This window comes from Kribbella antiqua, from assembly GCF_004345665.1.
In the GTDB taxonomy this organism is placed as follows: Bacteria; Actinomycetota; Actinomycetes; order Propionibacteriales; family Kribbellaceae; genus Kribbella; species Kribbella antiqua.
The window spans coordinates 183,257-208,954 of sequence record NZ_SLWR01000008.1; the positions used below are offsets into that span (position 1 = coordinate 183,257).

General features: G+C 67.5%; 25 protein-coding genes. 8 read left to right on the plus strand and 17 right to left on the minus strand.

Annotated elements, in window-relative coordinates; all coding sequences use genetic code 11:
- Positions 1-40 precede the first annotated feature (40 nt).
- The gene (locus tag EV646_RS23205) at positions 41-793 is read left to right on the plus strand and encodes a TetR/AcrR family transcriptional regulator (protein WP_241996271.1); all 753 of its coding nucleotides are present in this window, start codon (positions 41-43) and stop codon (positions 791-793) included.
- A 41-nt stretch (positions 794-834) separates the two neighbouring features.
- Here EV646_RS23205 and EV646_RS23210 read toward each other — a convergent pair whose 3' ends face one another.
- The 4 genes from EV646_RS23210 to EV646_RS40850 all read right to left on the minus strand — a co-directional run bounded on the left by EV646_RS23210 (position 835) and on the right by EV646_RS40850 (position 3,966).
- Positions 835-1,467, minus strand: a complete 633-nt coding sequence (locus EV646_RS23210; protein WP_132151935.1) for a nucleoside/nucleotide kinase family protein — start codon at positions 1,465-1,467, stop codon at positions 835-837.
- A 9-nt stretch (positions 1,468-1,476) separates the two neighbouring features.
- Positions 1,477-2,145: an urease accessory protein UreD gene (locus EV646_RS23215; protein WP_132151937.1), complete on the minus strand. Its 669-nt coding sequence runs from the start codon at positions 2,143-2,145 to the stop codon at positions 1,477-1,479.
- Positions 2,146-2,231: 86 nt separating this feature from the next.
- A complete protein-coding gene (gene ureG / locus EV646_RS23220) occupies positions 2,232-3,002 on the minus strand; it encodes an urease accessory protein UreG (protein ID WP_241996272.1) in 771 nt (256 codons plus the stop codon).
- A complete protein-coding gene (locus EV646_RS40850) occupies positions 2,995-3,966 on the minus strand; it encodes an urease accessory protein UreF (RefSeq protein ID WP_338419273.1) in 972 nt (323 codons plus the stop codon). Before EV646_RS40850 ends, ureG begins: the two co-directional genes overlap by 8 nt.
- 51 nt (positions 3,967-4,017) lie before the next feature.
- Between EV646_RS40850 and EV646_RS38935 the strand changes: the two genes are divergently transcribed.
- Entirely contained in the window at positions 4,018-4,239 is a 222-nt protein-coding gene (locus EV646_RS38935; RefSeq protein WP_158291003.1) for a hypothetical protein, read from the plus strand.
- Here EV646_RS38935 and EV646_RS23235 read toward each other — a convergent pair.
- The 5 genes from EV646_RS23235 to EV646_RS23255 form a co-directional block, all read right to left on the minus strand.
- Positions 4,224-5,927: an urease subunit alpha gene (locus EV646_RS23235; protein WP_132151939.1), complete on the minus strand. Its 1,704-nt coding sequence runs from the start codon at positions 5,925-5,927 to the stop codon at positions 4,224-4,226. The two genes, EV646_RS38935 and EV646_RS23235, sit on opposite strands and share 16 nt — an antisense overlap.
- Positions 5,920-6,318 (minus strand): urease subunit beta, encoded by a 399-nt coding sequence (gene ureB / locus EV646_RS23240; RefSeq protein WP_132151941.1) that lies wholly within the window; start codon positions 6,316-6,318, stop codon positions 5,920-5,922. Before ureB ends, EV646_RS23235 begins: the two co-directional genes overlap by 8 nt.
- 10 nt (positions 6,319-6,328) lie before the next feature.
- Positions 6,329-6,631, minus strand: a complete 303-nt coding sequence (locus EV646_RS23245; protein WP_132151943.1) for an urease subunit gamma — start codon at positions 6,629-6,631, stop codon at positions 6,329-6,331.
- A complete protein-coding gene (locus EV646_RS23250) occupies positions 6,628-8,262 on the minus strand; it encodes a purine-cytosine permease family protein (protein ID WP_132151945.1) in 1,635 nt (544 codons plus the stop codon). The genes EV646_RS23245 and EV646_RS23250 overlap by 4 nt, the downstream gene beginning before the upstream one ends.
- A 101-nt stretch (positions 8,263-8,363) precedes the next feature.
- Complete coding sequence (locus EV646_RS23255) at positions 8,364-8,759, minus strand: MarR family winged helix-turn-helix transcriptional regulator (RefSeq protein ID WP_132151947.1); 396 nt, start codon at positions 8,757-8,759, stop codon at positions 8,364-8,366.
- A gap of 219 nt (positions 8,760-8,978) precedes the next feature.
- On the opposite strand from EV646_RS23255, the gene EV646_RS23260 reads away from it, so the two are divergent.
- Positions 8,979-10,040, plus strand: a complete 1,062-nt coding sequence (locus EV646_RS23260; protein WP_241996273.1) for a substrate-binding domain-containing protein — start codon at positions 8,979-8,981, stop codon at positions 10,038-10,040.
- 102 nt (positions 10,041-10,142) lie between these two features.
- Here EV646_RS23260 and EV646_RS23265 read toward each other — a convergent pair whose 3' ends face one another.
- Positions 10,143-11,519: an FAD-dependent monooxygenase gene (locus EV646_RS23265; protein WP_132151949.1), complete on the minus strand. Its 1,377-nt coding sequence runs from the start codon at positions 11,517-11,519 to the stop codon at positions 10,143-10,145.
- 86 nt (positions 11,520-11,605) lie between these two features.
- Between EV646_RS23265 and EV646_RS23270 the strand changes: the two genes are divergently transcribed.
- Positions 11,606-12,214: a TetR/AcrR family transcriptional regulator gene (locus EV646_RS23270; protein ID WP_199237138.1), complete on the plus strand. Its 609-nt coding sequence runs from the start codon at positions 11,606-11,608 to the stop codon at positions 12,212-12,214.
- Between the two features lie 327 nt (positions 12,215-12,541).
- Here the strand turns inward: EV646_RS23270 and ligD are convergent, their stop codons facing one another.
- The 4 genes from ligD to EV646_RS23290 form a co-directional block, all read right to left on the minus strand.
- On the minus strand, positions 12,542-13,513 hold the full coding sequence (ligD, locus tag EV646_RS23275; RefSeq protein ID WP_132151953.1) for a non-homologous end-joining DNA ligase: 972 nt from the start codon (positions 13,511-13,513) through the stop codon (positions 12,542-12,544).
- Between the two features lie 55 nt (positions 13,514-13,568).
- A complete protein-coding gene (locus tag EV646_RS23280; RefSeq protein ID WP_132151955.1) occupies positions 13,569-14,222 on the minus strand; it encodes a hypothetical protein in 654 nt (217 codons plus the stop codon).
- An 88-nt stretch (positions 14,223-14,310) separates the two neighbouring features.
- Positions 14,311-15,456, minus strand: a complete 1,146-nt coding sequence (locus EV646_RS23285; RefSeq protein WP_132151957.1) for a branched-chain amino acid aminotransferase — start codon at positions 15,454-15,456, stop codon at positions 14,311-14,313.
- A gap of 1 nt (position 15,457) precedes the next feature.
- Positions 15,458-16,663, minus strand: coding sequence for a helix-turn-helix domain-containing protein (locus tag EV646_RS23290; protein ID WP_132151959.1), 1,206 nt, complete (start codon positions 16,661-16,663; stop codon positions 15,458-15,460).
- Between the two features lie 208 nt (positions 16,664-16,871).
- Here EV646_RS23290 and EV646_RS39440 point away from each other — a divergent pair, with 208 nt between their 5' ends.
- From EV646_RS39440 to EV646_RS23305, 3 genes are all read left to right on the plus strand, one after another.
- The gene (locus EV646_RS39440) at positions 16,872-17,270 is read left to right on the plus strand and encodes a hypothetical protein (protein WP_422386725.1); all 399 of its coding nucleotides are present in this window, start codon (positions 16,872-16,874) and stop codon (positions 17,268-17,270) included.
- 73 nt (positions 17,271-17,343) lie between these two features.
- Positions 17,344-19,005 carry an FAD-dependent oxidoreductase gene (locus EV646_RS23300; RefSeq protein ID WP_132151961.1) on the plus strand — a complete coding sequence of 554 codons (1,662 nt, stop codon included), beginning with the start codon at positions 17,344-17,346 and terminating at the stop codon, positions 19,003-19,005.
- Entirely contained in the window at positions 19,005-20,471 is a 1,467-nt protein-coding gene (locus EV646_RS23305; RefSeq protein ID WP_132151963.1) for an ATP-binding protein, read from the plus strand. The genes EV646_RS23300 and EV646_RS23305 overlap by 1 nt, the downstream gene beginning before the upstream one ends.
- Before the next feature lie 290 nt (positions 20,472-20,761).
- On the opposite strand, the gene EV646_RS23310 is transcribed toward EV646_RS23305, so the two are convergent.
- The 3 genes from EV646_RS23310 to EV646_RS23320 all read right to left on the minus strand — a co-directional run bounded on the left by EV646_RS23310 (position 20,762) and on the right by EV646_RS23320 (position 23,709).
- On the minus strand, positions 20,762-21,565 hold the full coding sequence (locus EV646_RS23310; protein ID WP_206752045.1) for a MerR family transcriptional regulator: 804 nt from the start codon (positions 21,563-21,565) through the stop codon (positions 20,762-20,764).
- Between the two features lie 451 nt (positions 21,566-22,016).
- On the minus strand, positions 22,017-22,952 hold the full coding sequence (locus tag EV646_RS23315) for a sugar kinase (RefSeq protein WP_132151967.1): 936 nt from the start codon (positions 22,950-22,952) through the stop codon (positions 22,017-22,019).
- A gap of 139 nt (positions 22,953-23,091) precedes the next feature.
- Entirely contained in the window at positions 23,092-23,709 is a 618-nt protein-coding gene (locus EV646_RS23320; protein WP_132151969.1) for a bifunctional 4-hydroxy-2-oxoglutarate aldolase/2-dehydro-3-deoxy-phosphogluconate aldolase, read from the minus strand.
- Between the two features lie 149 nt (positions 23,710-23,858).
- Here EV646_RS23320 and EV646_RS23325 point away from each other — a divergent pair, with 149 nt between their 5' ends.
- Positions 23,859-25,697, plus strand: a complete 1,839-nt coding sequence (locus tag EV646_RS23325; protein WP_132151971.1) for a sialidase family protein — start codon at positions 23,859-23,861, stop codon at positions 25,695-25,697.
- Position 25,698 lies beyond the last annotated feature (1 nt).

Genomic DNA, 25,698 nt, shown 5'->3' on the forward strand with positions numbered 1-25,698 from the left:
CACGTACGCTATATCGATCCGCAACCCCTAGACTGAGGCGGTGGAGAACAGTGAGCTGCCGGCCGAGGTCGCGCTGATGTGGCGGCTGCGGGACACCGGCCGGCGCGGGCCGAAGCCGTCGCTGACGCTCGACGACATCGTTCGGGCCGCGATCGAGCTCGCTGACGCCGAGGGCCTCGCCGCGGTCTCGATGGCCCGGGTGGCGGAGCGGCTGGGCAACTCGACGATGGCGCTCTACCGGCACGTGAAGAGCAAGGACGAGCTGCTCGTGCTGATGTCGGACGCCGCGCTCGAGCGCCCCGAGCCGCTACCCGACGGCATCGACTGGCGGACCGGCCTGACCTTCTGGGCCGACGGCGTACTGACCGCGATCCGCAGACACCGCTGGTACGCGAAGCTGCCCATCTCCGGCCCGCCGGCCGGCCCGAACAACCTCGCCTGGTTCGACTGCGCCCTCGGCGCGCTGAAGGACACCGGCCTGCCTGAGGAAGCCAAGGTCGGCGTCGTGATGGGCCTGATCACCTACGTCCAGGGCCAGATCCGCGTCGCCTTCGACCTCGCCGCCGGGTACGACGAGAACCCGGCCGCCTTCAGCCAGTACGGCGCCACCCTCGCCCGGGTCGTCGATCCACGCCAACTCCCGGCCGTGGCCCGCGTCCTCGAGGCGGGGGTCTTCGACGAGGTGGGAAGCTTCGAGGAAGACAGCGAGCAGGACTTCCACTTCGGTCTCCAGCTCTACCTGGACGGCATCGCCGCCTTCATCGAGCGAGTCGGCCAGGACCGGGCCCGTTAGGGCAACGACGACGACCGGTAGGCACCGCGGGGCGGGGTCGGTCAGGCCAGCTGAATGATCGCGTCAGCGGCCGGCGCGGTGGCCGCGATCAGCCTCGCGTTCCGCTCGTCGGTGCCGTACGTACGCTCGTGCGCTTCCTCGGCCGATCTGCCGAACTGGCGATGGCGAGCCTCCAATCGCTCATGCCGCAGCTCTTCGGGAACCTCGACGTACCAGCACTCGTCGAGCAGCGTCCGGACGGTTGCCCATGGCATCTCGTCGAAGAGCAGATAGTTGCCCTCGGTCGCCACCAGCGTCACCTCCGGCGCGATACCGATGCTCGCGGCAATCGAATCCTCCAGCCCGCGGTCGAATCGAGGCGCCCAGATCTGCTCGTCCGGTGCCTCCTTCAACCTCTTGAGCAAGGCAACGAATCCGAATCCGTCAAACGTGCGCGGCGCACCTTTCACGTCCGCCAGTCCAAGCTCCTCCAGCACCGACTGCGCCAGGTGATACCCATCCATCGGCACCAGTGCCACCTGATGCCCGTCCGCGACCAGCTTTCCCACGAGCTGCTCGGCGTACGTCGACTTCCCCGCCGCGGGCGCTCCGGTGATCCCCAGAATCGACCGCTGCCCGCGATTGGCGAGGCCGACGGCTCGGTCATAAGCGGCGGCCGCGTCGAGTGTCTGCACACGAAGATCCTAAGAGCTCAGCTGAAGATCGCTCTCGTGTTGTTCGTGGACCAAGCGGCGGGCGATCGATCCGGGTCCCTCGAGCTGCAAGATGTGAGCGTCCTCAGGCAGGCGGAAGCCGAGTGCGGTCACAGTGTCCAAACACCTCGTAGTGCCCAGAATCGCCCACCCGCTCCGACTCTCGGGCGACAGATCCAGATCCTCGGCCAACACGAGCTCGTCCCCGATCCATGCCCGCATCATCGTCTGCAGCGCGCCGCCAACTTCCCCGTGCCGCCCGAGTACGAGCGACTCCCGCAACTCGGCCGTGCACCCGGTCTCCATCCGTACGACGGTCGACCGCGTCACGTCCGCATCGGCCGAGACGACGAACGGTTCGCCGTACCATCGCAAACTCGCCCCGCCGGTGAGCCGGATGTCGACATCCCAAAGCGCCGACGCCCCGCGCATCCCGTAAGCGACGGTGCCGGCCGTCTCGACGATCTCCACGCGCACCGGCCCCGACACCACGATCTCGATCCGCACCTGATCGCCGGCCAGCAGCAACGCGCCGGCCGCAACCAATGCGATCCGTACGACGCCAGTCGGCCCACCGAGCCGGCGCGGTGATATCTGATCAGTTGTCAGCACGCACCGATCCCGAACCGGATCCGCGACAACCTCAATGCGCGCAGCCATCCAGCTCCCTCAATCCTCCCGGCGCGTCCGCCCCACGCCCGCTCCACCAAGCGTCGGTGCGGGTGAGCCACTCGATGTGCGGCCTCTCAGTGCGCGTGGGCATGGGTGTGGGTGATCAGTTCGCCGTCCTCACCGACGTGTGAGTGGGGTGCCATCGGGCCGGGGTCGACCGGGGTGTGGTCGCCGCTGTGGACGACCTTCGCCATCGACAGGACCCATTGCTTCAGGCGGGCGACCGACGCCGGGTCGTTGCGGGAGAGCGCGAGTACCGGCTTCCCGTCCCGCGCTGCCTCCGCGTCCTTCACCATCTGCTCGACGTCCACGCCGACGTACTGTGCGAGATCGGTCTTGTTTACTACGAGTAAGTCCGCCCGCGCGATCCCCGGACCACCCTTCCGGGCGACGTCGCCCCCGCCCGCCACATCGAGCACAAAGATCTGCGCGTCCACGAGCGCGGGGGAGAAGGTCGCGGTCAGGTTGTCCCCGCCGGACTCGACCAGTACGACATCCAGTGGGGCGAAGTCGCGCTCGAGGTCCTCGACGGCGATCAGGTTCGGCGTCACGTCATCGCGGATCGCGGTGTGCGGGCAGGCGCCGGTCTCGACCGCGCGAATCCGCTCCGGATCGAGTACGCCGGCCGACCGCAACAACCGCGCATCCTCGTCGGTGTAGATGTCGTTGGTGATCACCCCGAGCCGCAACTCGTCGGCGAGCTCACGACAGACGGTCGCGATCAACGAACTCTTCCCGGTGCCGACCGGCCCAGCAACCCCAAGCCGGAATGACCTACTCGGGCTTGAGTGCGACTCTTCGCCGTACGCCAGGTGCTCGTGCTGGTGGGATGGCTGGTCAGGCATGGAACAACCTCATTCTCTCGGTGGCATGGTTCTGCGCGAACAGATCGATCAGCGGTGCGCCGTTCGCGGGGATCTTCTCGATCTCGGTCAGCGGCGCGACGTCGGTGACGAGCCGCTCGATGTCGTCCTGCAACCCGGCCAGCCAGCACGCCGCGTCGGCCGGATCTACTGGGAGTAACTTCAGCGACGCCGCCACCACGGTCTGTACGTCGTCGTACGCGATCAACCGGGCAACCTGCTCCGCCGACAACCCGTTCACCGCCCCGATCACCCCCACCACAACCGGCCGCGCGACCTCGCCGTTGGCCGGCAGATACCGCAACACCTCCGGCCAAACCCGCGCAGCCAACCGCAAATACACCCGCCCCTGCCGCCGCGAAGCCCCCCGCAAAGCTTGGCTCGGCGTCCGAGCAGCCCACGCCCCCTCAACCATCCCCAGCCCTTCAGCCACCTCCGCCCCCAACCGCTCGACCACCTTCGCCCCCGACCGTTCGCCGGCCTCCGCCCCGGACCCGGCAGGCTCCGCCCCGGATGCCTCTGACCCGGATGCCTCTGACCCGGATGCCTCTGACCCGGATGCCTGTGACCCGGGCGCCTCCGGACTGGCCGTCTCCGGCGTCGACTGTTCAGACGCCTCGCGCGTCGAGTGTTCGACCGCCCCTGGCGCCGGGCGCGCACTCACCTGCAGCTCCGGCAGCTGAGGCACATCCAACCCCGCCCGGTCCGGCACCCCGAGCCGCGCGCTCTCGCCTGCGGCCTCGACTGAGTTGGCGCTCAGTCGTGGATCTTGGCTGCCGACATCGAGCACAAATCCACGACTCGGCACCGGGTGCTCACTCGCCCGCAGCTTCGGCGCCTCAGGCACATCCAACCCTGCGCGCTCCGACAGCCCGTGCCGCGCGGTCTCGGCTGAATCGGCGCTCAGTCGTGGACTTGTGCTTGCAACACGCGGATTTTCGAGCACGAATCCACGACTCGGCGACGGGGAACGGTCTGCAGTCGAGGTTAGGACGACATGGCGGGCGACGACGGCGGTGGCTGCTTCGACGCGGACGATGGTGCGAAGGCGATCCCGGGCGTACGAGGCAACATCACCGAGTTGCTTGCCGTCGGCACCCAATCCGGCCCGGACGGCCGGCTCGAGACCGGCCGACTGGGTGTGCCCGCCGGTGGGCAACCGACCATCGGCCAGCATCAAGGCGACTACCTCAGGCGAGTTCATCAGAACATCGCATAGAGCTGGGCGAGTGGCAGCACCTCGGCCGGGGACGGTTCGACCAGGTCGCCGTCGACCTTGATAGCAAACGTTTCCGGGTCGATGTCGATACTCGGCAGTGCACTGTTGTTCTTCATGTCCGCCTTGCTGATCTCCCGCGTCGGTCGTACGGCGGCCAGTCGTCGGCGCAGGCGCAATCGCTCGGCGAGACCGTTGTCGAGCGCAGCGGGGGAGACGAATGTGAACGACAGATCCGCACCGATCGCATCGCCGAACGCCGGTCGCATCAGCACCGGTTGCGGTGTCGGGATCGACGCGTTCGGATCGCCCAGCGCGGCCCACGCAATCGTGCCGCCCTTGATCACCACGCTCGGGCGCACCCCGAAGTACCGCGGATCCCACAGCGCGAGATCCGCCAGCTTGCCCGCCTCCACCGAGCCGACAACATGATCGATGCCGTGGGCAACAGCCGGGTTGATCGTGTACTTGGCGACGTACCGCCGAGCGCGTTCGTTGTCGGCCGGCAGGTCGTTGCCGAGGGCACCACGGCGATGCTTCATCACATGGGCGACCTGCCAGGTACGGGTGATCACCTCGCCGATCCGGCCCATCGCCTGCGCGTCCGATGAGGTGACGGACAACGCGCCCAGGTCGTGCAGGATGTCCTCGGCCGCGATCGTCGTCGCCCGGATCCGCGACTCGGCAAACGCGAGATCCTCCGGCACGTCGGGGCTCAGGTGGTGGCAGACCATCAGCATGTCGAGGTGCTCGGCGACGGTGTTGACGGTGTGCGGCAGTGTCGGGTTGGTCGAGCCAGGGATGACATGCGCGTACGACGCGATCGACAGGATGTCCGGCGCGTGACCACCACCCGCGCCCTCGACGTGGAACGCGTGAATCCCGCGGCCCGCGATGGCGTTGAGGGTCGATTCGACGAACCCGGCCTCGTTCAGGCTGTCGGCGTGCAGGGCGACCTGCAGCCCCCACTCGTCCGCGGCTCTGAGCGACGCGTCGATCGCGGCCGGCGTGGATCCCCAGTCCTCGTGGACCTTGTAACCGGCGGCGCCCGCAAGTGCCTGCTCCGCGAGAGCTTCCATGCTCACCGTGTTGCCCTTGCCGAGCAGCAGCACGTTGATCGGGTATGCGTCGAGGCTCCGGTGCATCTGCTCGAGGTGCCACGCACCCGGCGTCACGGTGGTCGCCTTCGAACCTTCGCTCGGCCCGGTCCCGCCGCCGACGATCGTGGTGATGCCGGTGGCGATCGCTTCGTGCAGTTGCGACGGCGAGAGCAGGTGCACGTGGGAATCGATGGCACCCGCGGTCAGGATCCTGCCCTCGCCGGCGATCACATCCGTCGACGGGCCGATCCGCAGGTCCGGGTGCACGCCGTCGGCGATGTCCGGGTTCCCGGCGCGGCCGAGCGCGACGATGTGCCCGTCCCGGATCCCGACGTCCGCGCGTACGATGCCCCACCAGTCGAGCACCAGCACGTTGGTGATCACCGTGTCCGGCGCACCTTCCGCGCGGGTCGTCGTACCCTGCCCCATCGACTCCCGGATCGACTTCCCCCCGCCGAACACAACCTCCTCACCCCCGACCGTGAGGTCCTGCTCCACCTCGATCCACAGATCCGTATCCCCCAACCGAACCTGATCTCCAACCGTCGGCCCATACAACGCCGCATAAGCAGCCCGCGAAATCTCAACCATGGTCGACCTCGCCTGTCGGCGCGGGCTTTAGCTGGATGCCTGGGACTCGGCGGTTGCCCTTGAGCGCTACCAGGTGTACCTCGCGGGACGCTCCTGGTTCGAAGCGCTGCGAGGTGCCGGACGGGATGTCGAGGCGGAAGCCCTGGGCTGCTTCGCGGTCGAAGGCGAGGGCGGTGTTGGCGTCGGGGAGGTGCAGGTGCGAGCCGATCTGCACGGGGCGGTCGCCGGTGTTGACGATCACGAGGCTGAGGCGTTCGTCCTCGGTGCGGTCGGCGTTGAGCTCGATCGTGCCGAGTGCGACCCGTACGGCGCCTGGCCCGGGGGTGGCGGCCGGGTTGGCTGCTGCCTGCGCCCCCTGACCTTCATTGCTAAGTCTAACGTCGCCCGTCATCGATTCTTCCTTAAATTATTGGGCTGTGGATAGTCACGAGTTTGCGGCCGTCGGGGAAGGTTGCTTCTACTTGCACGTCCGTCAGCAGTTCCGCGACGCCGGGCATGACGTCGTCGCGGGTGAGGACGGTGCGGCCGCGTTCCATCAGGTCGGTGACGCGGGCGCCTTCGCGGGCTCGCTCGATCACCCAGGTGCTGAGTAGGGCGACGGCTTCCGGGTGGTTGAGCCGGACTCCCCGGGCCAGCCGGTCGCGGGCGACCATGCCGGCCACGGAGAGCAGCAGCTTCTCGGTTTCGGACGGGGTGAAGTTCACGGTGCCGCCGGGAGGACGTGGTCGGCGACCTTGTCGGTGCTGAGGCAGAGCGAGCAGACGGCCGCGTCGTGGGTCTCGCACGCGGTCATGTCGGGCCGCTCGTAGTCCTGCCGGCACACGTGACACGTGAGTACGGCGCCCGACGGGTTGCCGTGTTCGTCGTACATCGGCAGGTCGAGGCCGTCGTCGGTACGGCGGAGGTAGTACTTACCGCGAGTAACAACGGCGAGGATCGACGGCAGCACCAACGCGAGGCCGATCGCGACCAGCGGTGAGTACGGCTTGATCGTGTCGCCGAGGCCGCCGAAGAAGACCAGGATCGAGACACCGGCGGCCGCGGCCATCGAGACGAAGCCGACCGGGTTGACGGCATATAGCATCCCGCGCCTGAACTCTGGCTCGCGAGGCGACAGCTTCAGCAGGTACTTGTTGAAGACGATGTCGGAGGCAACGACCACGATCCACGCCATCCCGCAGTTGGCGTAGAAGCCGAGGATGGTGTTGAGGAAGTCGAACATGTTTGCCTCCATCAGCACCAGCGCGATCACCAGGTTGAAGCCCAGGAACACGAGCCGCCCGGGGTAGTGCCGAGTCAGTCGCGTGTACGAGTTGGTCCACGCGAGCGAACCGGAGTACGCGTTGGTGACGTTGATCTTCACCTGGCTGATCACCACCAGCACGACGGCCAGCGTCATCGCCAGCCACCCCGGCAGGAACCCGTTGTAGATCTCCAGGAACTGATGCACCGGCTGGTTCGCGATCGCGGAGGAATCGGCAACGTTGGCGATGATGTAGACGGCCAGGAACAGCCCGATCACCTGCTTGATAGCGCCGAAGATCACCCAGCCCGGTCCGGCCAGCAGCATGGCGGTCCACCAGCGCCGCGAGTTCTCCGGCGTCTTCGGCGGCATGAACCGCAGGTAGTCGATCTGCTCGGCGATCTGCGCGATCAGCGACAGGCACACACCGGCGGCGAGGAGCATCGAGCCGAGGTCGGCGTCGGGACCGTAGTCAAAGAACGTCGAGACCGAAGAAGGGTGCGAAACAACCAGATAGACAAAGGGCAGCACCATCAGGATCAGCCACAGCGGAGTCGTCCACACCTGCAGCGTCGACAGCACCTTCATGCCGTAGATCACCAGCGGAAAGATCACCAGTGTCGAGACGGCGTACCCGAGCCACAGCGGAACATGCAGCCCGAGCTCGAGACCCTGCGCCATGATCGAGCCTTCGAGGGCGAAGAAGATGAAGGTGAACGACGCGAAGATCACGTTCGTCACGACCGAGCCGTAGTACCCGAAGCCGCTGCCGCGAGTGATGAGGTCGAGGTCGATGTTGTACCGGGCGGCGTAGTACGCGAGCGGCAGGCCGGTCGCGAAGATCACCACGGCGAAGATCGCGATTCCCCACAGCGCGTTCGTGGTGCCGTAGGAGATGCCGATGTTCGCGCCGATCGCGAAGTCGGCGAGGTAGGCGATGCCGCCGAGGGCCGAGACGGCCACGACGCCGGTCGACCATTTGCGGTAACTACGTGGCGCGAATCGGAGGGTGTAGTCCTCCAGCGTCTCGCGGGTGGCGGTGGTTTGAGTCGCTGCGGTGGTGCGGTGGTCGATCGAGGGTTCAACGGTCATGCGGAACTCCTGCGGCACCTTCGGGCGGTGGGTGCTCCGGCGAGCCCGGCGACGCTGCCGGGGTGGATGCACCCGAATGGAAGGAACCTAGGAACGCGGTGTTACCGCCGTGTTGCCGATCCGCTACGTTCGTGTATTTCCATCTGGAAGTAATCCCCGAGATCGGCCTCGAGCGATCGCTGGGCGGTCGCGATCCGTTCCGCGACGGTCGCGCCGACGGGGGAGAGGGCGGTCACGATCCGCCGCTTGTCGTCCGGGTGGATACGGCGCAGGACCAGACCGCGCTCGACCAGCTTGTCCACGTGCCGGGTCAGGCTGGCTGGCGGCAGTACGGCGGACTCCGCGAGTACCGACATCGGCTGCCCCGGCTCCTCGTGCAGCGCCAGCATCACCCGCCACTGCTCGACGGACAGCCCGAACTCGTCGAGCAGCGGCTGCAGACCGAGCTCGATCCGGCGCTCGGCCTGCTTGAGCAGCAGGAGCAGGCTGGACGGCATCCGCACTCCTCCCGGTCGTAGGTGCTGGGAAATATAACCCAGCACTCGGACATTCGCCTCAGCTTGAGCCACACTGGGCAGACTGCCGGTGGGTGGTCGTCTCAGCAAGTGGTACGACGCCTGTGCCGCAGAACGCGACTGTACGACGCTCGACCGGTACGACGACCGCATGCGGCGTACCGCGGCTGGAATGCGGCGGTCTGAGTGGAGGAGGTGCTTGTGCGGCGAACTGACGTGGTGTCCATCGCGTTTGTGGTGCCGTTGCAGGGGCCTACCGGGATTTACGGGCCCTCTTGTCTTGCCTGCGGTCAGCTCGCCGTTGAGCAACTCAATGCCCGCAACGGCATCGCTGGACGTCAGATCGAGCTTGTTCAGGTTGACGCCGGCCGGGCGCCCGAGGTCGTCGCCGAGGAGGTCGGTCGCCTGGTCGACACCGGCCGGGTCGACGCGGTCGCCGGCTGGCACATCTCCGCCGTACGCGTCGCCTTGACCAAGCGGATCGGCGGTCGCGTGGTCTACGCCTTCGCCGCGATGCACGAGGGCAGCGACGACACGCCGGGTGTGTTCATGCTCGGCGAGCGGCCGGTCAACCAGTTGCTCCCGGCAACCCATTGGCTCCGCGAACATCACGGCGCTCGCCGCTGGGTTGTCGTCGGCAACGACTATGTCTATCCGCGAGTCACCGGTTCGGTGGCTCAGGAGGCCTTACAGGGAACGGCTTCCGAGATCGTCCAGTCGGCGTACATCCCGCTCGGCACGTCGGACTTCCAAAGCGTCCTCAACGACCTGAGCGATGCAAGGGCCGACGGCGTGATCATGCTCCTGATGGGTCAGGACGCCGTACATTTCAATCGCCAGTTCGCCCGCCGAGGTCTCAGCGACAAGCTCCTGCGCCTGAGCCCGGCGATCGAGGAGAACACTCTGCTCGGTGCCGGCGCGGGAGCCAACGACAACATGTACGCCGCCGCGGCCTACTTCGACGGTCTGCAGACGGTCGAGAGCGGCGAGTTCGCCAAGCAGTACTACGCCCGCTTCGGCCGCTGGGCGCCGGCCCTCAACGCGGTCGGCGAATCCTGCTATGAGGCGATCCGCTTCCTCGCCCGCCTCGGCGAGGTGAGCGGATCGATCGCGATGACCGCCGCCCTCCCCACCGGCCACTTCTACGACAGCCCCCGAGGCCTGATGCGCCTCGACGGCAACCTCGTCGACCAAGACGTCTACCTGGCCACCGCCGACGGCCTCGAATTCAAGATCCAAGAACAAATCGCCCACACCGCATGATCCGCTGCCCGGGAACGGTCGACGAAGACCCACCTTGAGCACTGGCCAACCATGTTCTGGGTCGAGGAGTGGTTGGCTCGTGCTCAAGGTGGGCGATCAGGCTTATGCGAGGTAGCCGTCGGGGCGGATGAGGATTTCCGCGCCGTCTGACGCGTGGTAGTGGGCGAAGGCTTCGGGCGACGCACAGGTCCCGTCCGAAGCGTCCCGTCGTACGACGTCAATCGTATGGTCACCGGTGGACGGCGTGGTCGGGTTGAAGCGCAGCAAGGTGAAGTGAGGGCCGCGGAAGAAATCGAAGAGGCGGAGGTTGTTGCCGGCGGCATCGACCAGTGGGGCGTCGGGGGCGCGGTCGCCGGGGGCGATCGGGCGGGTGTCGGACAGGTCGCGGTAGGAGACGTCGAGTTGGCGGGTGTTCTCGCCACGCTCCATCGCGGACTCGTCGCCGTCGACGTGCTTCTGCATCAGTTCCTCGCTGATCCCGAGCACGCGGGCGGCGTTCGTATGGCGCTCGCTCTCGTAGGTCGCGAGTACCTCCTCGCGTCCGTCGGCCAGCTTCCAGCCGAGGTTGTACGCGTCCTGGACGCCGGTGTTCAGGCCCTGGCCGCCGGTCGGCGGGTGCACGTGGGCGGCGTCGCCCGCGATGAAGACGCGCCCGACCCGGAACCGCTCGGCCAACCGGACATTCGGCCGCCACACCGTCGACCAGGTCAGATCGCGCAGCTTCGCCACGCCCGGTCCGGCGTACTTGTCGACGAGCTCCTGCAGGCCCTCGATCGACGTGTCGGCGTCTTCGCCGTCGAGCGGCGCGCCGAACTGGAACTGGTCGCCACCCGAGAGCGGCGTCATCGCGATCCCCGCCATCGGGTTGCCCTTGGAAGCGAACCAGTAGCCGTACTCGTGGTCCAGCCCGTCCGCCGCGACGTCGCCGAGCAGAGTCCGGATCGACTCATCCGTCGTACCCTCGAACGCGATCCCGAGGTGCTTCCGAACGAAGCTGCGACCGCCGTCCGCGCCGACCAGGTAGTCCACGTCGACCGTCTCGCCGGTCGAGAGCTCGGCCGTCACGGCGTCGGCGTTCTGGGTGAAGCCGACGATCTCGGTGTTGAGTTCGACGCGTACGCCGTACTCGGCCAGCTTGTCGCGGAGGATCTTCTCGGTGCGGGACTGACCGAGCATCCAGGCGTTCGGGTACGGGACGTCCGGGGTGGGCTCGACGGGCTCGGCCATCCGGCGTTCCATCGCCAGCGTGCCGTCGAGGTAGATCTTCATCAGCGGCATTGAGCGGCCCTGCGCGAGCACCTCGTCGAGTACGCCGAGATCCTCGAACACCTCGAGCGTCCGCGGCTGCAGTCCGTCGCCCCGCGAGCCGTTGAAGTACTCCGTCGCCTTGTCGATCAGACGTACGGCGATGCCACGCCGAGCCAGGTCGATCGCCAGCGTGAGGCCGGTCGGGCCGGCACCTGCGATGAGGACGCTCATCTCTTGTCTCCTTGACTGAATTCTGATTCACTGAATGTGGATTCACTATGAACCTCGCTAGGGTGCGGTGTCAAGGAGGGATTCGGGTGACTGACACGGTGAGCCGCCGGGAGCGGGCGGCGGGGACCGAGGCGGCGCTGAAGCAGGCCGCGCGGGAGGTGTTCGCCGAGCGCGGGTACCTGAACACGAAGATCACCGACATCACCGCGGCCGCGGGCCGGGCGACGGGGTCGTTCTACAACCACTTCGCGAGCAAGGAGGAACTGCTCGAGCAACTCCTGAAGGACATGCTCGCGGCGGCGGACGAGGCGGTCGTCGACGTCGCCGGTCACGACGCGGACTTCAGCAAGATCTCAGCGATCCGCTGGCATGTCGCCGCGTTCTGGGGTTTCTACCAGGCGCATCTGCCGGAGATGGTCGCGGTGAAACAGGCCGCGATGGTCGACCCGGAGCTCGGTCGCCGATTGCAGCGGATCATGGCCGACGACGACCAGCACATGATCGAGCACCTCGCCCACCTGCCGAACCCGCCGGCCGATCCGATCCCGGTCATCTCGGCGATGAACGCCCTGATGGAGGGCTTCGCCTACACCTGGCTGGTGGTCAACCCGGCCGACGGCCAGACCATCCCCGACAACGACGCCATCGACCTCCTCACCAACCTCCTCCACCACGGCCTGACCGGCCGGTCGTAGCAGCTCGCCGTACGGCGGCCTCAGCCTGTACGGCGGACCCAGCCTGTACGGCGGACTGCGGCGGTGCCGCGGACTTGGCCGGTGCGCGGACTGGCTGCGGGCCGGACCGCCAGGCCATCACAACGGGCTGCAGGGCACGGACCTCCCGCGGGCGCACGCCCGAGCTCCGCGATTGTGATGGCCTGGACGTCCGCCACCCCGGACCTGTGGCACTCACCAACGGCGCCTGATGCCGATCCGCCGCGCTTGGCCGTGGGCTGGCAGGGGCCGACGGCGTGGGTTGATGAGTGGTGCAGGTCCGGCGGGCCTACTCGTCCGAGGGCGGGCCTACTCCTCTGGCGGGGGTGGTTCTTCGGCGCCTTCGCGTTCGTCGCGGGCGGCCCATTCCATCAGGGTGTCGAGGGAGTAGACGTTGTCGTCGATCGTCTCGTGCAGGTCGCCCAGCTCGGCGAATCGCGCCGGCACCGTCTCGATCGTGAACGCCTTCGGATCCACGTCGTCGATCTCGTCCCACCGGATCGGTGTGGAAACGGTGCCTTCGGGGTTCCCGCGGACCGAGTACGCTGCCGCGATCGTGTGGTCCCGCGCGTTCTGATTGAAATCGACGAACAGCTTCTTCGGATCCCGATCCTTCCGCCACCACGTCGTCGTCACGTCATCCGGTGCACGCCGCTCGACTTCCCGCGCGAACGCCAGGGCAGCCCGTCGTACGTCGGAGAATCCGTACGACGGCTCCACGCGGACGTAGATGTGGATGCCTTTGCCACCAGACGTCTTCGGGTAGCCGACCGCGCCGAGCTCGTCCAGGACTTCGTGTACGACGTGCGCGACTCGACGTACACGATTGAACGGGCAATCCGGCATCGGGTCGAGGTCGATCCGCCACTCGTCCGGCTTCTCGGTGTCGGCACGGCGCGAATTCCAGGGGTGGAACTCGACGGTCGACATCTGCACCGCCCAGGCCACGTGCGCGATCTCGGTGACGCAGAGCTCGTCGGCGGTTCGGTTGTAGCGCGGGAACTTGACCCGCACGGTCTCCATCCACGGCGGCGCGCCATGTGGCAGCCGCTTCTGGTGCACCTTCTCGCCGGCGACGCCTTCCGGGAACCGGTGCATCATGCACGGCCGCTCGCGCAACGCGTTGACGATCCCGTCGCCGACGGACACGTAGTAGTTGACCAGGTCGAGCTTCGTCTCCCCGCGCGCGGGGAAGTACACCCGGTCCGGATTCGAGATCCGCACCGTCCGCCCGCCGACCTCGAGTTCGATCGCTGGAGACTTCCCCTTGGACTCAGCCATGCTGCCAACTTAACCGCCGCCGGGGACAACCGGCATCAACCCGGCGACGATCTTGTTACTGCGGCAGATCGACCTTCACCGTCATCGAGGGCAGCGTCACCGTGCCGCCGGTCGGGTTCGCTTGTGACGACCAGACCCTCGTGACCGCGAAGGTGGCCGTCGGCGCATACCGCAGGGTGACAGAACGGGTCGTCTCGGGCACCTGGAACACCAGATCGCCTTCGGAGGACATTGTGGTCACCAGTTTCCCGGCCAGGGCGAAGCTGTGGCTCCGGGCGTCCACGAGCTGCGCGGTGCGTGGAGAAGACACCGGACTCGAGTAGAAGTAGTCCCTCGTGCCGGGGAGATTCGTACGCACGTCGGAGCCTTCGGTCCCGACGGCGACCCACATCGTGCCCGATTTCGCCCACCCGAGGCCGTCGGCGGAGGGCAGAACCGTCACCTTGGTGAAGTGGGTCTGGTGCTCGAGACCGAAGTCTCCCTTGACCACCCGGTGCGGGCCGTACGTGCCGGTCAGGTCTGCGGTGCTCTTGGACCGGTAGTAGGTCGCGGCCGTCTTCGAGGTCCGCTCACCGGTGGTGAAGGAGACGGTCTGGTCCACCCCGGCGAAGGTCACGATCAGCTGCGCGTCCTTGCCCTGCGGTACGCCGACGACGACGGTGCCGGCCTGGTCACTTCCCTCGTCCTCCTCGGCCGGAGAGCGCGCCAACTGTAATCAGGCGATCAGGCCGATTGAGCCGGTCGCGCGGCCGACGTGACGCACGCCTCTTCGAAAGGTTGCCTTGAGCAAGGTGAGGTCAGGCGAGCCGGGTCAGCCAGCTCCGGGAGTCGGGGATGCGCCCGTACTGGAGGTCCAGGAGCGTCGAGCGGATCGACTTGGTGACCGGGCCGACCCCGTGGTCGACGGAGTGGTCGCCGATGGTCAGGTCGCCGTCCGGCCAGGCCAGCCGGCCGATCGGCGTGATGACGGCGGCGGTCCCCGAGGCGAACACTTCGGTGATCTCGCCGCTGCGGACGCCGTCCTTCCACTCGTCCGCGGAGACCCTCCGCTCCTCGACTGTGTGCCCGAGATCGGCCGCCAGCTCGATCACCGAGGCCCGGGTGACCCCCTCCAGGATGGAGCCGGACAACTCTGGCGTGGCGATGCGGCCATCGGCGTACACGAAGAACAGGTTCATGCTGCCGATCTCTTCGAGCCACTTGTGCTCGACTGCGTCGACGAAAGCGACCTGGTCGCAGCCGTTGGCTACTGCCTCGGCCAAGCCGGCCAGGCTGGCTGCGTAGTTGCCGCCGCACTTGGCGGCTCCCGTCCCGCCTGGCGTCGCACGGACGGTGGAGGTCGTCAGCCAGATGGAGACCGGCTTGGGGCCAGTAGCGAAGTACGGACCGGCGGGAGACGCGATGACGCCGAACAGCACCTCACGGGCAGGCCGGACGCTCAGCGCAGCCTCCGTGGCGATCAGGTAGGGCCGCAAGTACAGGCTGGTCTCGCCGCTGTCGGCAGACGGCACCCAGGGCTCGTCTACCGTCACGAGCGCGCGCAGAGCGGAGACGAACTCCTCCTCCGGCAGCTGCGGCAGCGCCAGTCGCTCCGCACTCTTGGTGAACCGTGCGGCGTTGCGCTCGGGCCGGAACGACCAGACCGACCCGTCCGCGTGCCGGTAGGCCTTGAGGCCCTCGAAGATCTCCTGCGAGTAATGCAGTACGGCGGCAGCCGGGCTGACCTTGAGCGGCGCGTACGCCGTCACTCGCGCGTCATGCCACCCGCGTTCCGCCGTCCACGGAGCCACGACCATGTGGTCCGTGAACACCTGCCCGAACCCCGGCTTCGCCAGCGCAGCCGCCCGGGCCTCCGCCGTCGCCGGATCGCTCCGCAGCTCGACTGCGAAGTCCCACGCGTCCGTCACTGTCGTTCCCCGCTGTTCACCTGTCACCCAGGGCACGCTACCCCTGCCTTCCTTCGTTCCTCGACCCACTGCCCACACTCCGGTTGCCCAGGTACGCGCGCCGTCCCAGCAGCGCCTGCAACTCCCACGCCCCAGCCGCCTTCCCCCGTACGACGCTCAGTACGCGCTCAGCCGCGTCGTACAAGTAATAGGTGTGCCACTCGTCGGGCAGCTCGACCAGCACCCGCATTGCCAGAGACAGGCCGGCTGCGATCTCTCCGTCCACCACAAGGCACTCCGCCAGCCCCAGCTCCACTCCAGCCCGCTCAGCCAGCCACCCGGCAGGACACAGCTCGAGCGCCCGCGCCAGCAGCACGCACCCGGCAGCGCCGTACCCGAGGCTGGCGCAGACTTGCCCTTCAGCCCACCGCGCCTCGTACGCCGTCAGGTCGCTCAGCTGCGCGCCCGTCGTACTTGCCAAGGGCAACTCATCGGCGACGCCCAGCAGCTGCTGCAGGGTCTGGTGCGCCTCGGCGGCACGCCCCAGCTCGGCAAGCACCCGGGCCCGAGCAGCTTGCGCCTGCACAACGCAGCCGGGCCGCGTCGCAACCGGCCTCTGTGCGGCTCCGTCGGCCAGCGGCGGCTTGGTGAGCTCTAGTGCTTCGTCGGCCAGCTCGAGCAACTCCGTCGGGTCGCGCCGCTCGGCCAGCCCGCTGACCGCTTCCCTGGCCCGAACCACGCTGCGAACCCACGCCTCGCCCGAGCTGTCCGCGGCGACTCGAGCCGCGCGCCACCACCGCCTCGCCGTACCCAACTGGCCGAGCCCGGTCAACGTCTCCGCGATGAGCACACACAGTTGCGCCGACCGAACCGCGGTGCCGGTCGAGCGCTGCCCCTGCAGCAACTGGACCTCTGCGACGAGCTCCGGCAGCAGCTGAGCCGGCGGGATGTCGCGCGCGGCGCCGAGCTCCTCGGCCGGCCGCACGTCGTAGGCACTGGTCAGCGCGAGCCAGGCGGCTTCCAGCGGGTCCGCGGGAGGCTCTGGCTTGCGGTGCATCTCCGCGTAGCTGGCGGTCAGCTTGTCGCCGGTGCCGAGCTCCCGGTCGCACAGGCGGGCCAGATCCGCAGAACCGGGCCGCTGGCCACGCTCCACCTGGGACAGATAGCTGTGGTCGTAGCCGACCCGCACTGCCAACTGCCGCAGACTCAAGGCGGCCGCCTGCCTGGACTGCCTCAACTGCACGCCGAACGCTGCCTCAGCCACAGCATCCTCCCCGTTGTCACTGGGCCGGTCAGGGCCCGCTCACTCGTCACGCCTGGTGGTTGCGGTGCGCACAGTGAAAGCTACAAGCCCTCACCGACAAAACCCGTCAGAACCCAATAGCCAAAGGCAGTGTGGGCTGTTCAGGTAGCCCACAGACCACACCTGTTGTGGGCAGCGTGTGCCGGGCCAAGCTGCAGAGGTGAACACGATGCAGCGGCAGGCCCGTCTCTTCCGGTTGGTACGCCACACCGATGTCTCCGGTGTGAGCGGCACCTCAGACATGCGCGGCGCAGGCACGCTGGCCGAAGGTGTGGAGTGGTCCGACGGCACAGTCGCCGTCCGGTGGCGCGGCCGCTGGCCAAGCACCTCCAGCTGGGACGGCGGCATCGAAGCCCTGCTGGCCGTCCACGGCGCCGGCGGGCGCACTCAGGTGCACTGGTTCCCCAGCGCCACGCCACCCGCGCGTCCGCTGGTCGACCAGGGCACACCGCCGATCGCCGTACCAGCAGACGACCAGTTGGGTGCGGTGTGGCTGCCTGCGCCGAGTGCGGATGGGCTGTGTTCACGCTGCGGTCAGCTCTGGCCCTGCCTGAGCTGCGGCCCATGAGACCTCGGCCAACCGCGCGGGTCCTGTGGATTTCCGGTGCCGCTTTGTGGGCCCGCGCTGGTATGAAGGAGGCATGACAGCGTCAACGACCCGACCGGTGATTCTCACCGTGGACGACGATCCGGGGGTGTCCCGGTCGATCGCCCGTGATCTGCGCCGCCGGTACGGCGAGGAGCACCGCATTGTCCGGGCGGAGAATCCAGGGCAGGCGCTGGATGCCCTCCGCGAGCTCAAGCTGCGCGGCGAGCCGGTGGCGCTGCTGCTCGCCGACTACCGGATGCCACAAATGTCCGGCATCGAGTTCCTCGAAGCCGCGATGGATTTGTTCCCGTTGGCTCGGCGTGTGCTGCTCACGGCGTACGCCGACACCGACGCGGCCATCCAGGCCATCAACGTGGTTGACCTCGACCACTACCTGCTGAAGCCGTGGAATCCACCGGAGGAGAAGCTCTATCCGGTGGTCGACGCGATGCTCGACCTGTGGAAATCGACCCCGGAGCCGTCGACCGACGAGACCCGGGTGATCGGTCACCGCTGGTCGGCGCCGTCGTTCGCGGCCCGCGACTTCCTCGCGCGCAACGCCGTGCCTTATCGCTGGTACGGCGTCGACGAGGAGGAAAGCAAGCGATTGCTGGAAGCGGCCGGGTTGGACGGTTCGACCCTCCCGGTGATCATCACGCCCGACGGCACGGTCATGGTCGCGCCGACCGAGTCCGAGCTGGCCGACAAGGTCGGGCTCTCCACCGCCCCGGCGAAGGACTTCTACGACCTGGTCGTGGTCGGCGGCGGACCCGCCGGCCTCGGTGCTGCCGTGTACGGCGCGAGTGAGGGCCTCCGGACCGTCTTGGTCGAGCAGTTGGCGACCGGTGGTCAGGCCGGTCAGTCGAGCCGGATCGAGAACTATCTGGGCTTCCCGGACGGCGTCTCGGGCGCTCAGCTGACCGATCGGGCCCGGCGGCAGGCGGTTCGGTTCGGCGCGGAGCTGCTGACCGCGCGGGAGGTGGTCGGGCTGGAGACGCTGGGATCCGCTCGTCGGTTGCGGTTCTCCGACGGCAGTGAGATCTCGTCGCACTCGGTGATCCTGGCGACCGGCGTCTCGTACCGGACGCTCGAAGCGCCCGGTGTCGACGACCTGTGCGGCCGCGGCATCTACTACGGCTCGGCGACGACCGAAGGGCCGAGCTGTGCCGGCCAGGAGGTCTACATCATCGGCGGCGCGAACTCAGCCGGCCAGGCCGCGGTCTATTTCTCGAAACATGCCAAACGCGTGCATATGCTGGTAAGAGGACCATCGTTGACGGCCACGATGTCGTCGTACCTGATCAATCAGATCGACGAGATCGACAACATCGAGGTCCACACCTGTACGCAGGTGGTCTCCTGCAAGGGCTCGGACCACCTCGAACGGGCAATCCTGCACAACAGTGCGACCGGTGAGAGCCGTGAGGTGGACACGGAGTGGATGTTCGTGTTCATCGGTGCGGCGCCGCGGACGGACTGGCTGCCGGGTGACCTGCTTCGCGACGAGCGCGGCTTCGTGCTCACCGGCCCGGACCTGCACGGCAAGCCGCCGGGCTGGACGCTGGAGCGGGAGCCGTACCACCTGGAGACGAGCATGCCGGGCGTGTTCGCCGCCGGCGACGTACGGGCCGAGTCGGTGAAGCGGGTCGCCTCCGCGGTCGGCGACGGAGCGATGGCCGTGACACTGGTGCACCGATACCTGGAGATGCTCTGATGACTGTCCACACCGAGGAGCCGCGGCGGCTGCCGCCGGACGAGCTGCGCACGCTGTTCCTGTTCGAGAGCCTGACCGAGGAGCAGCTGAACTGGCTGTCCGAGGCCGGGTACGTCGAGTCGGTGCACGACGGAACCGTGTTCAACGAGGGCGATGAGGCGACCTGCTGTTACGTGCTGCTGTCCGGCGAGCTCCGGCTGTGCAAGCTGTCCCACGGCGAGCTGGTCGAGATCAACCGGACCAGCCAGCGCGGCGTGTACGCGGGTGCGTTCAACGCCTTCTTCGGTGCGATCGACCACAAGTCGTACACGGCAACGATGCAGGTGATCCAGCCGTCGGAGTTCTTCGTCATCAGCGCCGAGACGATGGCGACGATGATGAACACCTGGTTCCCGATGGCGGTGCACCTCATCGAGGGCTTTGTGATGGGTATGCGCCGTACCAACGAGACCCTGGGGGAGCGCGAGCGGTTGCTTGCCCTGGGCTCCTTGTCGGCCGGCCTCACCCATGAGTTGAACAACCCGGCCGCGGCGGCGGTCCGGGCCGCGGCAACGCTGCGGCAGCGAGTTTCCGGGATGCGGTCGAAGTTGGCGATGCTCGCCGACGGCACCCTTGACGCGACGAAACTGCACCAGATCGTCGCGCTGCAGGACGACGCGGTCGAGCGGCTGGACAAGAACAAGGACAAGGACATTCCGCCGATGGAGTTGTCCGACCGCGAGGACGCGCTGACCGACTGGCTCGACGACCATGACGTCCAAGCCAGTTGGGACGTCGCGCCAGTGCTCGCCGCGGCCGGTCTGGATGTGCCGTGGATGGAAGAGGTGCTGACCGCGGTCGGTCCGAAGTACCTCGAAGGCGCGGTGCGCTGGCTGATGTACACGATCGACACCGAGTCGCTGATGAACGAGATCGACGACTCGGTCACCCGGATCTCCACGCTGGTCGGCGCCGCGAAGCAGTACTCGCAGATCGACAGAGCGCCGTACCAGGTCGTCGATCTGCGCGAGCTGCTGAAGTCGACGCTGGTGATGATGTCGGGCAAGCTGCAGGGCCTGGAAGTGGTGAAGGACTTCGATCCCGACCTGCCCGCGATCCCGGCGTACGCCGCCGAGCTCAACCAGGTGTGGACGAACATCATCGACAACGCAGTCAGCGCGATGGGCGGATCGGGCACGCTGACGATCCGGACCCGCAAGGACGGCGCGTACGCCGTTGTCGAGATCGGCGACACCGGCCCGGGTATCCCACCGGAGATCCGCCGCCGCATCTTCGAACCCTTCTTCACCACGAAGCCCATCGGTGAGGGCACCGGCCTCGGCCTCGACATCTCCTGGCGCATCGTGGTCAAGAAACATCACGGCGACCTCCGCGTCGAATCCCAGCCCGGCGACACCCGCTTCAAGATCGTCCTGCCGCTGGATCCCGAGAAGGAGCTGGAGTCAGACCCCGACCTGCTCTCGTAGTCAGGTGGACCGCCAGGCCATCACAACGGTGCGAATTCGGCGACTTCCCGCCGACGGACGGCGTCGGCACCGGCGATTGTGATGGTCTGGGCGTCCGCCGGCCGGACCTGTGACACTCACCAAGCAGCACGGCGAGCCGCACGGCGCCGAGTGGTGGAGCGTTGCCGACCGGCGTGTGAGCTTGGTGAGTGCAGCAGATCCGCCTAGCGGTTGCCCCGCATCCCCAGTGACAAAGCTATCCATTGCTTGGAGCAACCAGTCGAGGGTGTGAGGTCGTCGGCGAGGGACAGCTAGGTGAGTTCTAGCTGGAGTTCGATGATCCAGTGGGATTCGTCGTTGCCGTTTGCTTCGAGGAAGTGGTGGCGCCAGCGGGGGGACTCGAGCAGGGGGTGGTGGCCGTTGGCTTCGGCCCAGTGGGCCAGGTCTTGGTAGGCGGTGGCGATGCCGGCGACCGGGCCCTCGTGAATGGTTGAGGCGACCTCGACGGCTGGCAGGGATTGGGTCTCGAGGCCGGGGACCGCGTCGACGGCGTAGCCCGCGATGATCTCGACGTGTGGGCTGCCGGCGACTGAGACGTAGCGGGCGATCGGTGTGGTTCGGTCGGCGTTGACGGCTTCCATCCGCTCGATGACCTGCTCGAACAGGGTGCGCAGCACGTGGCCGGTGCTCTGGGGACTCGCGTCTTGGGCGGTGGCCGTGAGGGCCGCGATGGTCACTGCGTCGGCTTGCTTGGTTTCGATCTGGGCGTTCATGCGGTTCTCCTGCTCGATCAGTCGGAGTCTCGCTGTGACTCGGTCGAGCACGTGGCGATCGTGCCGCACCCGCCGTTCGAACTCAGCCTGCCGCAGCCGCAGCATCCCCTTCATCTCCGCGGGATCCACGCCTTCGCCGAGCAGTTGGCCGATCTCGTCCAGGCTGAAGCCGAGTCCCTTGAGGGCGATCAGACGGTTCAGCGTCGGCAGTTGTGCTACGTCGTACGAGCGTCTGTTGCTGTGTGGGTCGACGTGAGCAGGCTTGAGTACGCCGATGGCGTCGTAGTGCCGCAGCATGCGCGTCGACACCCCGCCGAGCCGAGCAAATTCTCCGATGTTCACCATGACACCCTCACTGTCCAACCTCACACAGTGTCAACTGCAACCCTCCCGGCCCCTGCAGGTTCCGCGGCTGCCCCGAGCCGACTGACGCGGGGATGGTGCTCTCATCTGCCCTTGGGTGTCGGTCGGCGTACCGAAGGACGGGTAGTAGTCCCGGGCCAGTGAAGCCGCACGCCGCGTTGCGGCAGCTCGCGGTGACGCCAACGGGAGTACTACCCGTTGGCCGGTCCGGCGGCCTGTTGCCTGGTGCAGGCCGCCCGATCCGCCATGGGGTGCGTCGGGGACCAAGGGATAGGAGGTAGTGGTGATCCGGGACGCGGCATACGCCGGACCCACGCTCAGCGGGCACCTTGAGGTGGACTACCTCCTGTCCTTGCGCACCGTTGTGCGCAAACCGCTGTGTCCGCCGGGGATTTCGGGCTGTTAGCGGTGGCTGTCGTTCGGTACCGATTCAGCGGAGGGCGGTGCCGTGGGAGTGGGAGAGGAGGGTCAGGTCGTCTCGGGTGGGGAGGGATTCCCAGTCGCCGGTGGCGGTGACGCAGAAGGCGCCGGAGGTGGTGGCGCGGTCCAGGCGGGATTCGGGGGAGAGATCGTCGAGGCTGGCGGAGAGGTAGCCGGAGACGAAGGCGTCGCCGGCGCCGATGCTGTCGACGACAGTGACGGGAAGGGCGGGGCGGTGGATGACGCCGGCCGCTGAGTGGGCCCAGGCGCCCTTGCCGCCGGCGGTGACGACGACCTCATCGATGCCGTTGGCAAGTAGTTCGCGGACCGGCTCGGTGGCGTCGGTAAGGATGTCGAGCTCGTCGTCGGACGCGAAAACCGTGCGTACGAAGGGAAGTAGCTCACGCAACGCACTAGCCCCTTCGGCTCGCGACCAGAGGCGAGCGCGGTAGTTCACGTCCAGAGACGCCCGTACGCCGGAATCCGCAGCGGCTCGTACGACGTCCAGGATCGCGGCGCGGGCGGAGTCGGAGAGCGCGGGGGTGATGCCGGTGACGTGGAGGAGTCGTGGCGTGGACGCCTCCAGAGCGGCGAGGCACTCCGCGCTGGTGAGAGTGGAACCGGCCGAGCCGCGACGGTGGTAGCTGACCCGGGTGATGTCGTGCGACGGCTGGTCGAACGCGATGAACCCGGTGAACGACTCGTCCGAGAATCGCAGCCAGCTCGTGTCGACGCCCTCGGCCTTGAGCGTCCGCTGGATCAGCCGCCCCGGCTCGTCGTTGCCCACAGCTCCTACCCACGCGGCCCGATGCCCCAGCCGGCTAAGTCCGATCGCGACGTTGCTCTCGGAACCGGCGATCGACAAATGAGCATCCCCGCCCAGCCGCATCGCCCGAGCAGTCCGCAAGGAAACCATCGTTTCGCCGATGGTCAGGAGGTCGGTCATCCATGTGCTCCGTGGTGCGAGTCCAGTGCCTATGAGGCAGCGGCGGTTGGTTGGTCGGAGGTTAGTTCGCCGGCGGACCGCCCGCGCTACGGGTTGAGCGGGCGTTGGCTGGTGCGTTGCAGGGCGGTCACGGGCAGGCCTATTCGACTGCTTTGAGGAAGGTTGCGGCTCGGGTGGCCAACTCCGACTGGGGGCCGCCAGTGGCGGCGTTGCCTAGGAGGGGGGAGGCTACGCCTACTGCCAGGGCGCCGGCGGCTAGGTATTCGGGGGCGGTTTGGGCGTCTACGCCGCCGACGGCGATGAGTGGGGTGCCGGGGAGCGGGGCCAGGAGTTCGCGGAGGTAGCCGGGGCCGTAGACCTTGGCGGGGAAGATCTTGACGGCGGTGGCGCCGAGGTCGAGCGCGGCGACTACCTCGGTGGGGGTGAGGGCGCCGCAGAGGAGAGGCAGGCCGAGCTCGACGCTGCGGTGGGCGCCGCGGGTGATCGCCGGGGTGACGGCGAAGCCGGCGCCGGCGGCCGCGACCTCGTCCGCTTGGGCAGCGGTGACGACGGTACCCGCGCCGATCAGGATGCTCGGGTCGTATTCCTTCCGCGCGGTGGCGATGGCGTCGACTCCGTCGGGCGTAGTGAGCGAGACCTCGAGCGCGGTGATGCCCGCGTCGACCAGGGTGCGGATGCATTCAAGGGCGCGGTCGGCGCCGTCCGCGCGGATGATGGCGAGCAGCTTGCGGGCCCGCAGTTCGGGAAGCAGATCCATGGGTTCCTCCTCAGGGGTCCACGCTATTGGATCGATAAAGACATAGGACGTCCGATGTGCCGCGTTTTGGACGGTGGCGAGGTGGATAAATTACCTATCGAACAACCCGCCCCGTTGTTTACTTTCAGTTTCCTTGGAGGCATCCGCCCATGCCTAAACCACTTCCGCTCCTCATCGCCCTCAGTCTCCTCATACCGGCTGTACCCGCGTCTGCGGCCCAGAACGAGATGGCCCAGAACGAGATGGCCCAGGACGAGATGCAGCCGACCGCCATCACCCAGACCGTGCTCTTCAACAAGGGGGATGCCGGCTACGGCTGCTACCGGATCCCCGCCATCGTCAAGACCAAAGCAGGCACGCTGCTCGCCTTCGCCGAAGCCCGCCGCGCCTGGTGTGCTGACTCGCAGGAGATCGATCTGGTGATGCGCCGGTCTGACGATGACGGGCGTACGTGGTCGGCGGCGCAGACCGTGCTGTCCGGCACCGATGCTGACCCGAACGCCGTCGCCACCCGCGGCAACCCGGCGCCGATCGTCGACTACGAGACCGGCCGGATCGTGTTGCTCACCACAATGGATCCCGGTACGACAAGCCGGCCGAGGACGCCGTACGTGCAGTTCAGTGATGACGACGGCAGGACCTGGAGTACGGCGAGAAATATCGGTGATCAAATCGACGATCCGGCCTGGGGTTGGTATGCGACCGGCCCGGTGCATGGCATTCAACTGACTCGCGGTGCGCACGCCGGCCGGCTGGTTGCCGGCACCAACTACGACAACGGTGACGGTGGTCAGGCTGGCCAGCTTGTCTACAGCGACGACCACGGCGCGACCTGGCACAAGGGTGCGACAGACGTCCGGACGGATGGCGCCGTGCCGCAGGAGATCAGCGTGGTCGAGAAGGTTGACGGCGGCATCTATGCCGGTGCCCGCAACAACGGTGGAAGCTCCGGTGCGAGCCGGATGTTTGCGGTCAGCAACGATGGCGGTGAGACGTACACGGCGCCGTACGCAACGATTTCCGGACTGACCACCCCGGTGGTGCAGGGTTCGTTGCAACGCCTCAGGGCAGTTGACCGAGGCGACAAGTACAACCGGATTCTGTTCGCCGCGCCGGCCGATCCGGACCGGCGCCGGTACATGACGATCCGGTCCAGCTTCGACGAGGGCAAGACCTGGCAGTCGGTTGCCGACGGCACGAGAATCACGAGCGACTGGTCGGGTTACTCCGACATGGCGATCCTGGACACCGGTGAGATCGGGCTGCTGTACGAAGGCGGCTCGGTCGACGCGCGTGATCAAATCCGGTTCGCGCGGTTCACCGAGACCGACATCGGTCACCCGGACGCGCCGCTCGGGACCACCACGCCTGACGTCTCCGGCCTCGGCAACAACAGCTACCTCCGTGGTGGCACCACCGCGGTCACCGGGAAGTACGGGCAGGCGCGCGATCTCGATGGAGTCGACGATGCGATCCAGCTGCCGTTCGCCGAGTCGCTCGCGGTCGGCGCAGGTGATTTCACCGCGATGGCGTGGATCAAGTACGGCGCGAGTACGGCGAACCAGGCCATCTTCTGGGGCTACGGGATCAACGAGTTCTCGCAGTTCTGGCTGCGCGCCGAACCCGCGGACAGCCGCATCCGCGGTTTGATCACAACCACCGGCAACACCGCCGCCGTCGCGACGACCAAGGCCTATAACGACAACGCGTGGCACCACGTCGCCCTGCAACGCAAGGCCGGCACCCTGTCGATCTGGGTCGACGGCACCCAGGCCGCATCCGTTACCGCGCCGACCGGCTCGGTCAGCCCGGCCCGACCCTTCAAGATGTACGTCGGCCAGCGGCTGGACGGAGCGCATCACTTCGACGGCTCGATGGACGAGGTGCGCATCTACAAACGAGCCCTGACCGCGACCGAGATCAACAGCATCCGCACAACCAACACCACGACGGTGCCGAACGTCGTACTCGATCTGCCCCTCGGGTAAC

Excerpts from the sequence above, each read along its gene's own strand:
- ligD (WP_132151953.1), bottom strand. The coding sequence starts at position 13,513 with ATGGCTGAGTCCAAGGGGAAGTCTCCAGCGATCGAACTCGAGGTCGGC.
- EV646_RS23325 (WP_132151971.1), top strand. The coding sequence starts at position 23,859 with ATGCCTAAACCACTTCCGCTCCTCATCGCCCTCAGTCTCCTCATACCG.
- EV646_RS23235 (WP_132151939.1), bottom strand. The coding sequence starts at position 5,927 with ATGGTTGAGATTTCGCGGGCTGCTTATGCGGCGTTGTATGGGCCGACG.
- EV646_RS23250 (WP_132151945.1), bottom strand. The coding sequence starts at position 8,262 with ATGACCGTTGAACCCTCGATCGACCACCGCACCACCGCAGCGACTCAA.
- ureG (WP_241996272.1), bottom strand. The coding sequence starts at position 3,002 with ATGCCTGACCAGCCATCCCACCAGCACGAGCACCTGGCGTACGGCGAA.
- EV646_RS23265 (WP_132151949.1), bottom strand. The coding sequence starts at position 11,519 with ATGAGCGTCCTCATCGCAGGTGCCGGCCCGACCGGCCTCACGCTGGCG.
- EV646_RS23315 (WP_132151967.1), bottom strand. The coding sequence starts at position 22,952 with ATGACCGACCTCCTGACCATCGGCGAAACGATGGTTTCCTTGCGGACT.
- EV646_RS39440 (WP_422386725.1), top strand. The coding sequence starts at position 16,872 with ATGCAGCGGCAGGCCCGTCTCTTCCGGTTGGTACGCCACACCGATGTC.
- EV646_RS23255 (WP_132151947.1), bottom strand. The coding sequence starts at position 8,759 with ATGCCGTCCAGCCTGCTCCTGCTGCTCAAGCAGGCCGAGCGCCGGATC.
- ureB (WP_132151941.1), bottom strand. The coding sequence starts at position 6,318 with ATGACGGGCGACGTTAGACTTAGCAATGAAGGTCAGGGGGCGCAGGCA.
- EV646_RS23305 (WP_132151963.1), top strand. The coding sequence starts at position 19,005 with ATGACTGTCCACACCGAGGAGCCGCGGCGGCTGCCGCCGGACGAGCTG.
- EV646_RS38935 (WP_158291003.1), top strand. The coding sequence starts at position 4,018 with ATGGCGGGCGACGACGGCGGTGGCTGCTTCGACGCGGACGATGGTGCG.
- EV646_RS23215 (WP_132151937.1), bottom strand. The coding sequence starts at position 2,145 with ATGGCTGCGCGCATTGAGGTTGTCGCGGATCCGGTTCGGGATCGGTGC.
- EV646_RS23300 (WP_132151961.1), top strand. The coding sequence starts at position 17,344 with ATGACAGCGTCAACGACCCGACCGGTGATTCTCACCGTGGACGACGAT.
- EV646_RS23320 (WP_132151969.1), bottom strand. The coding sequence starts at position 23,709 with ATGGATCTGCTTCCCGAACTGCGGGCCCGCAAGCTGCTCGCCATCATC.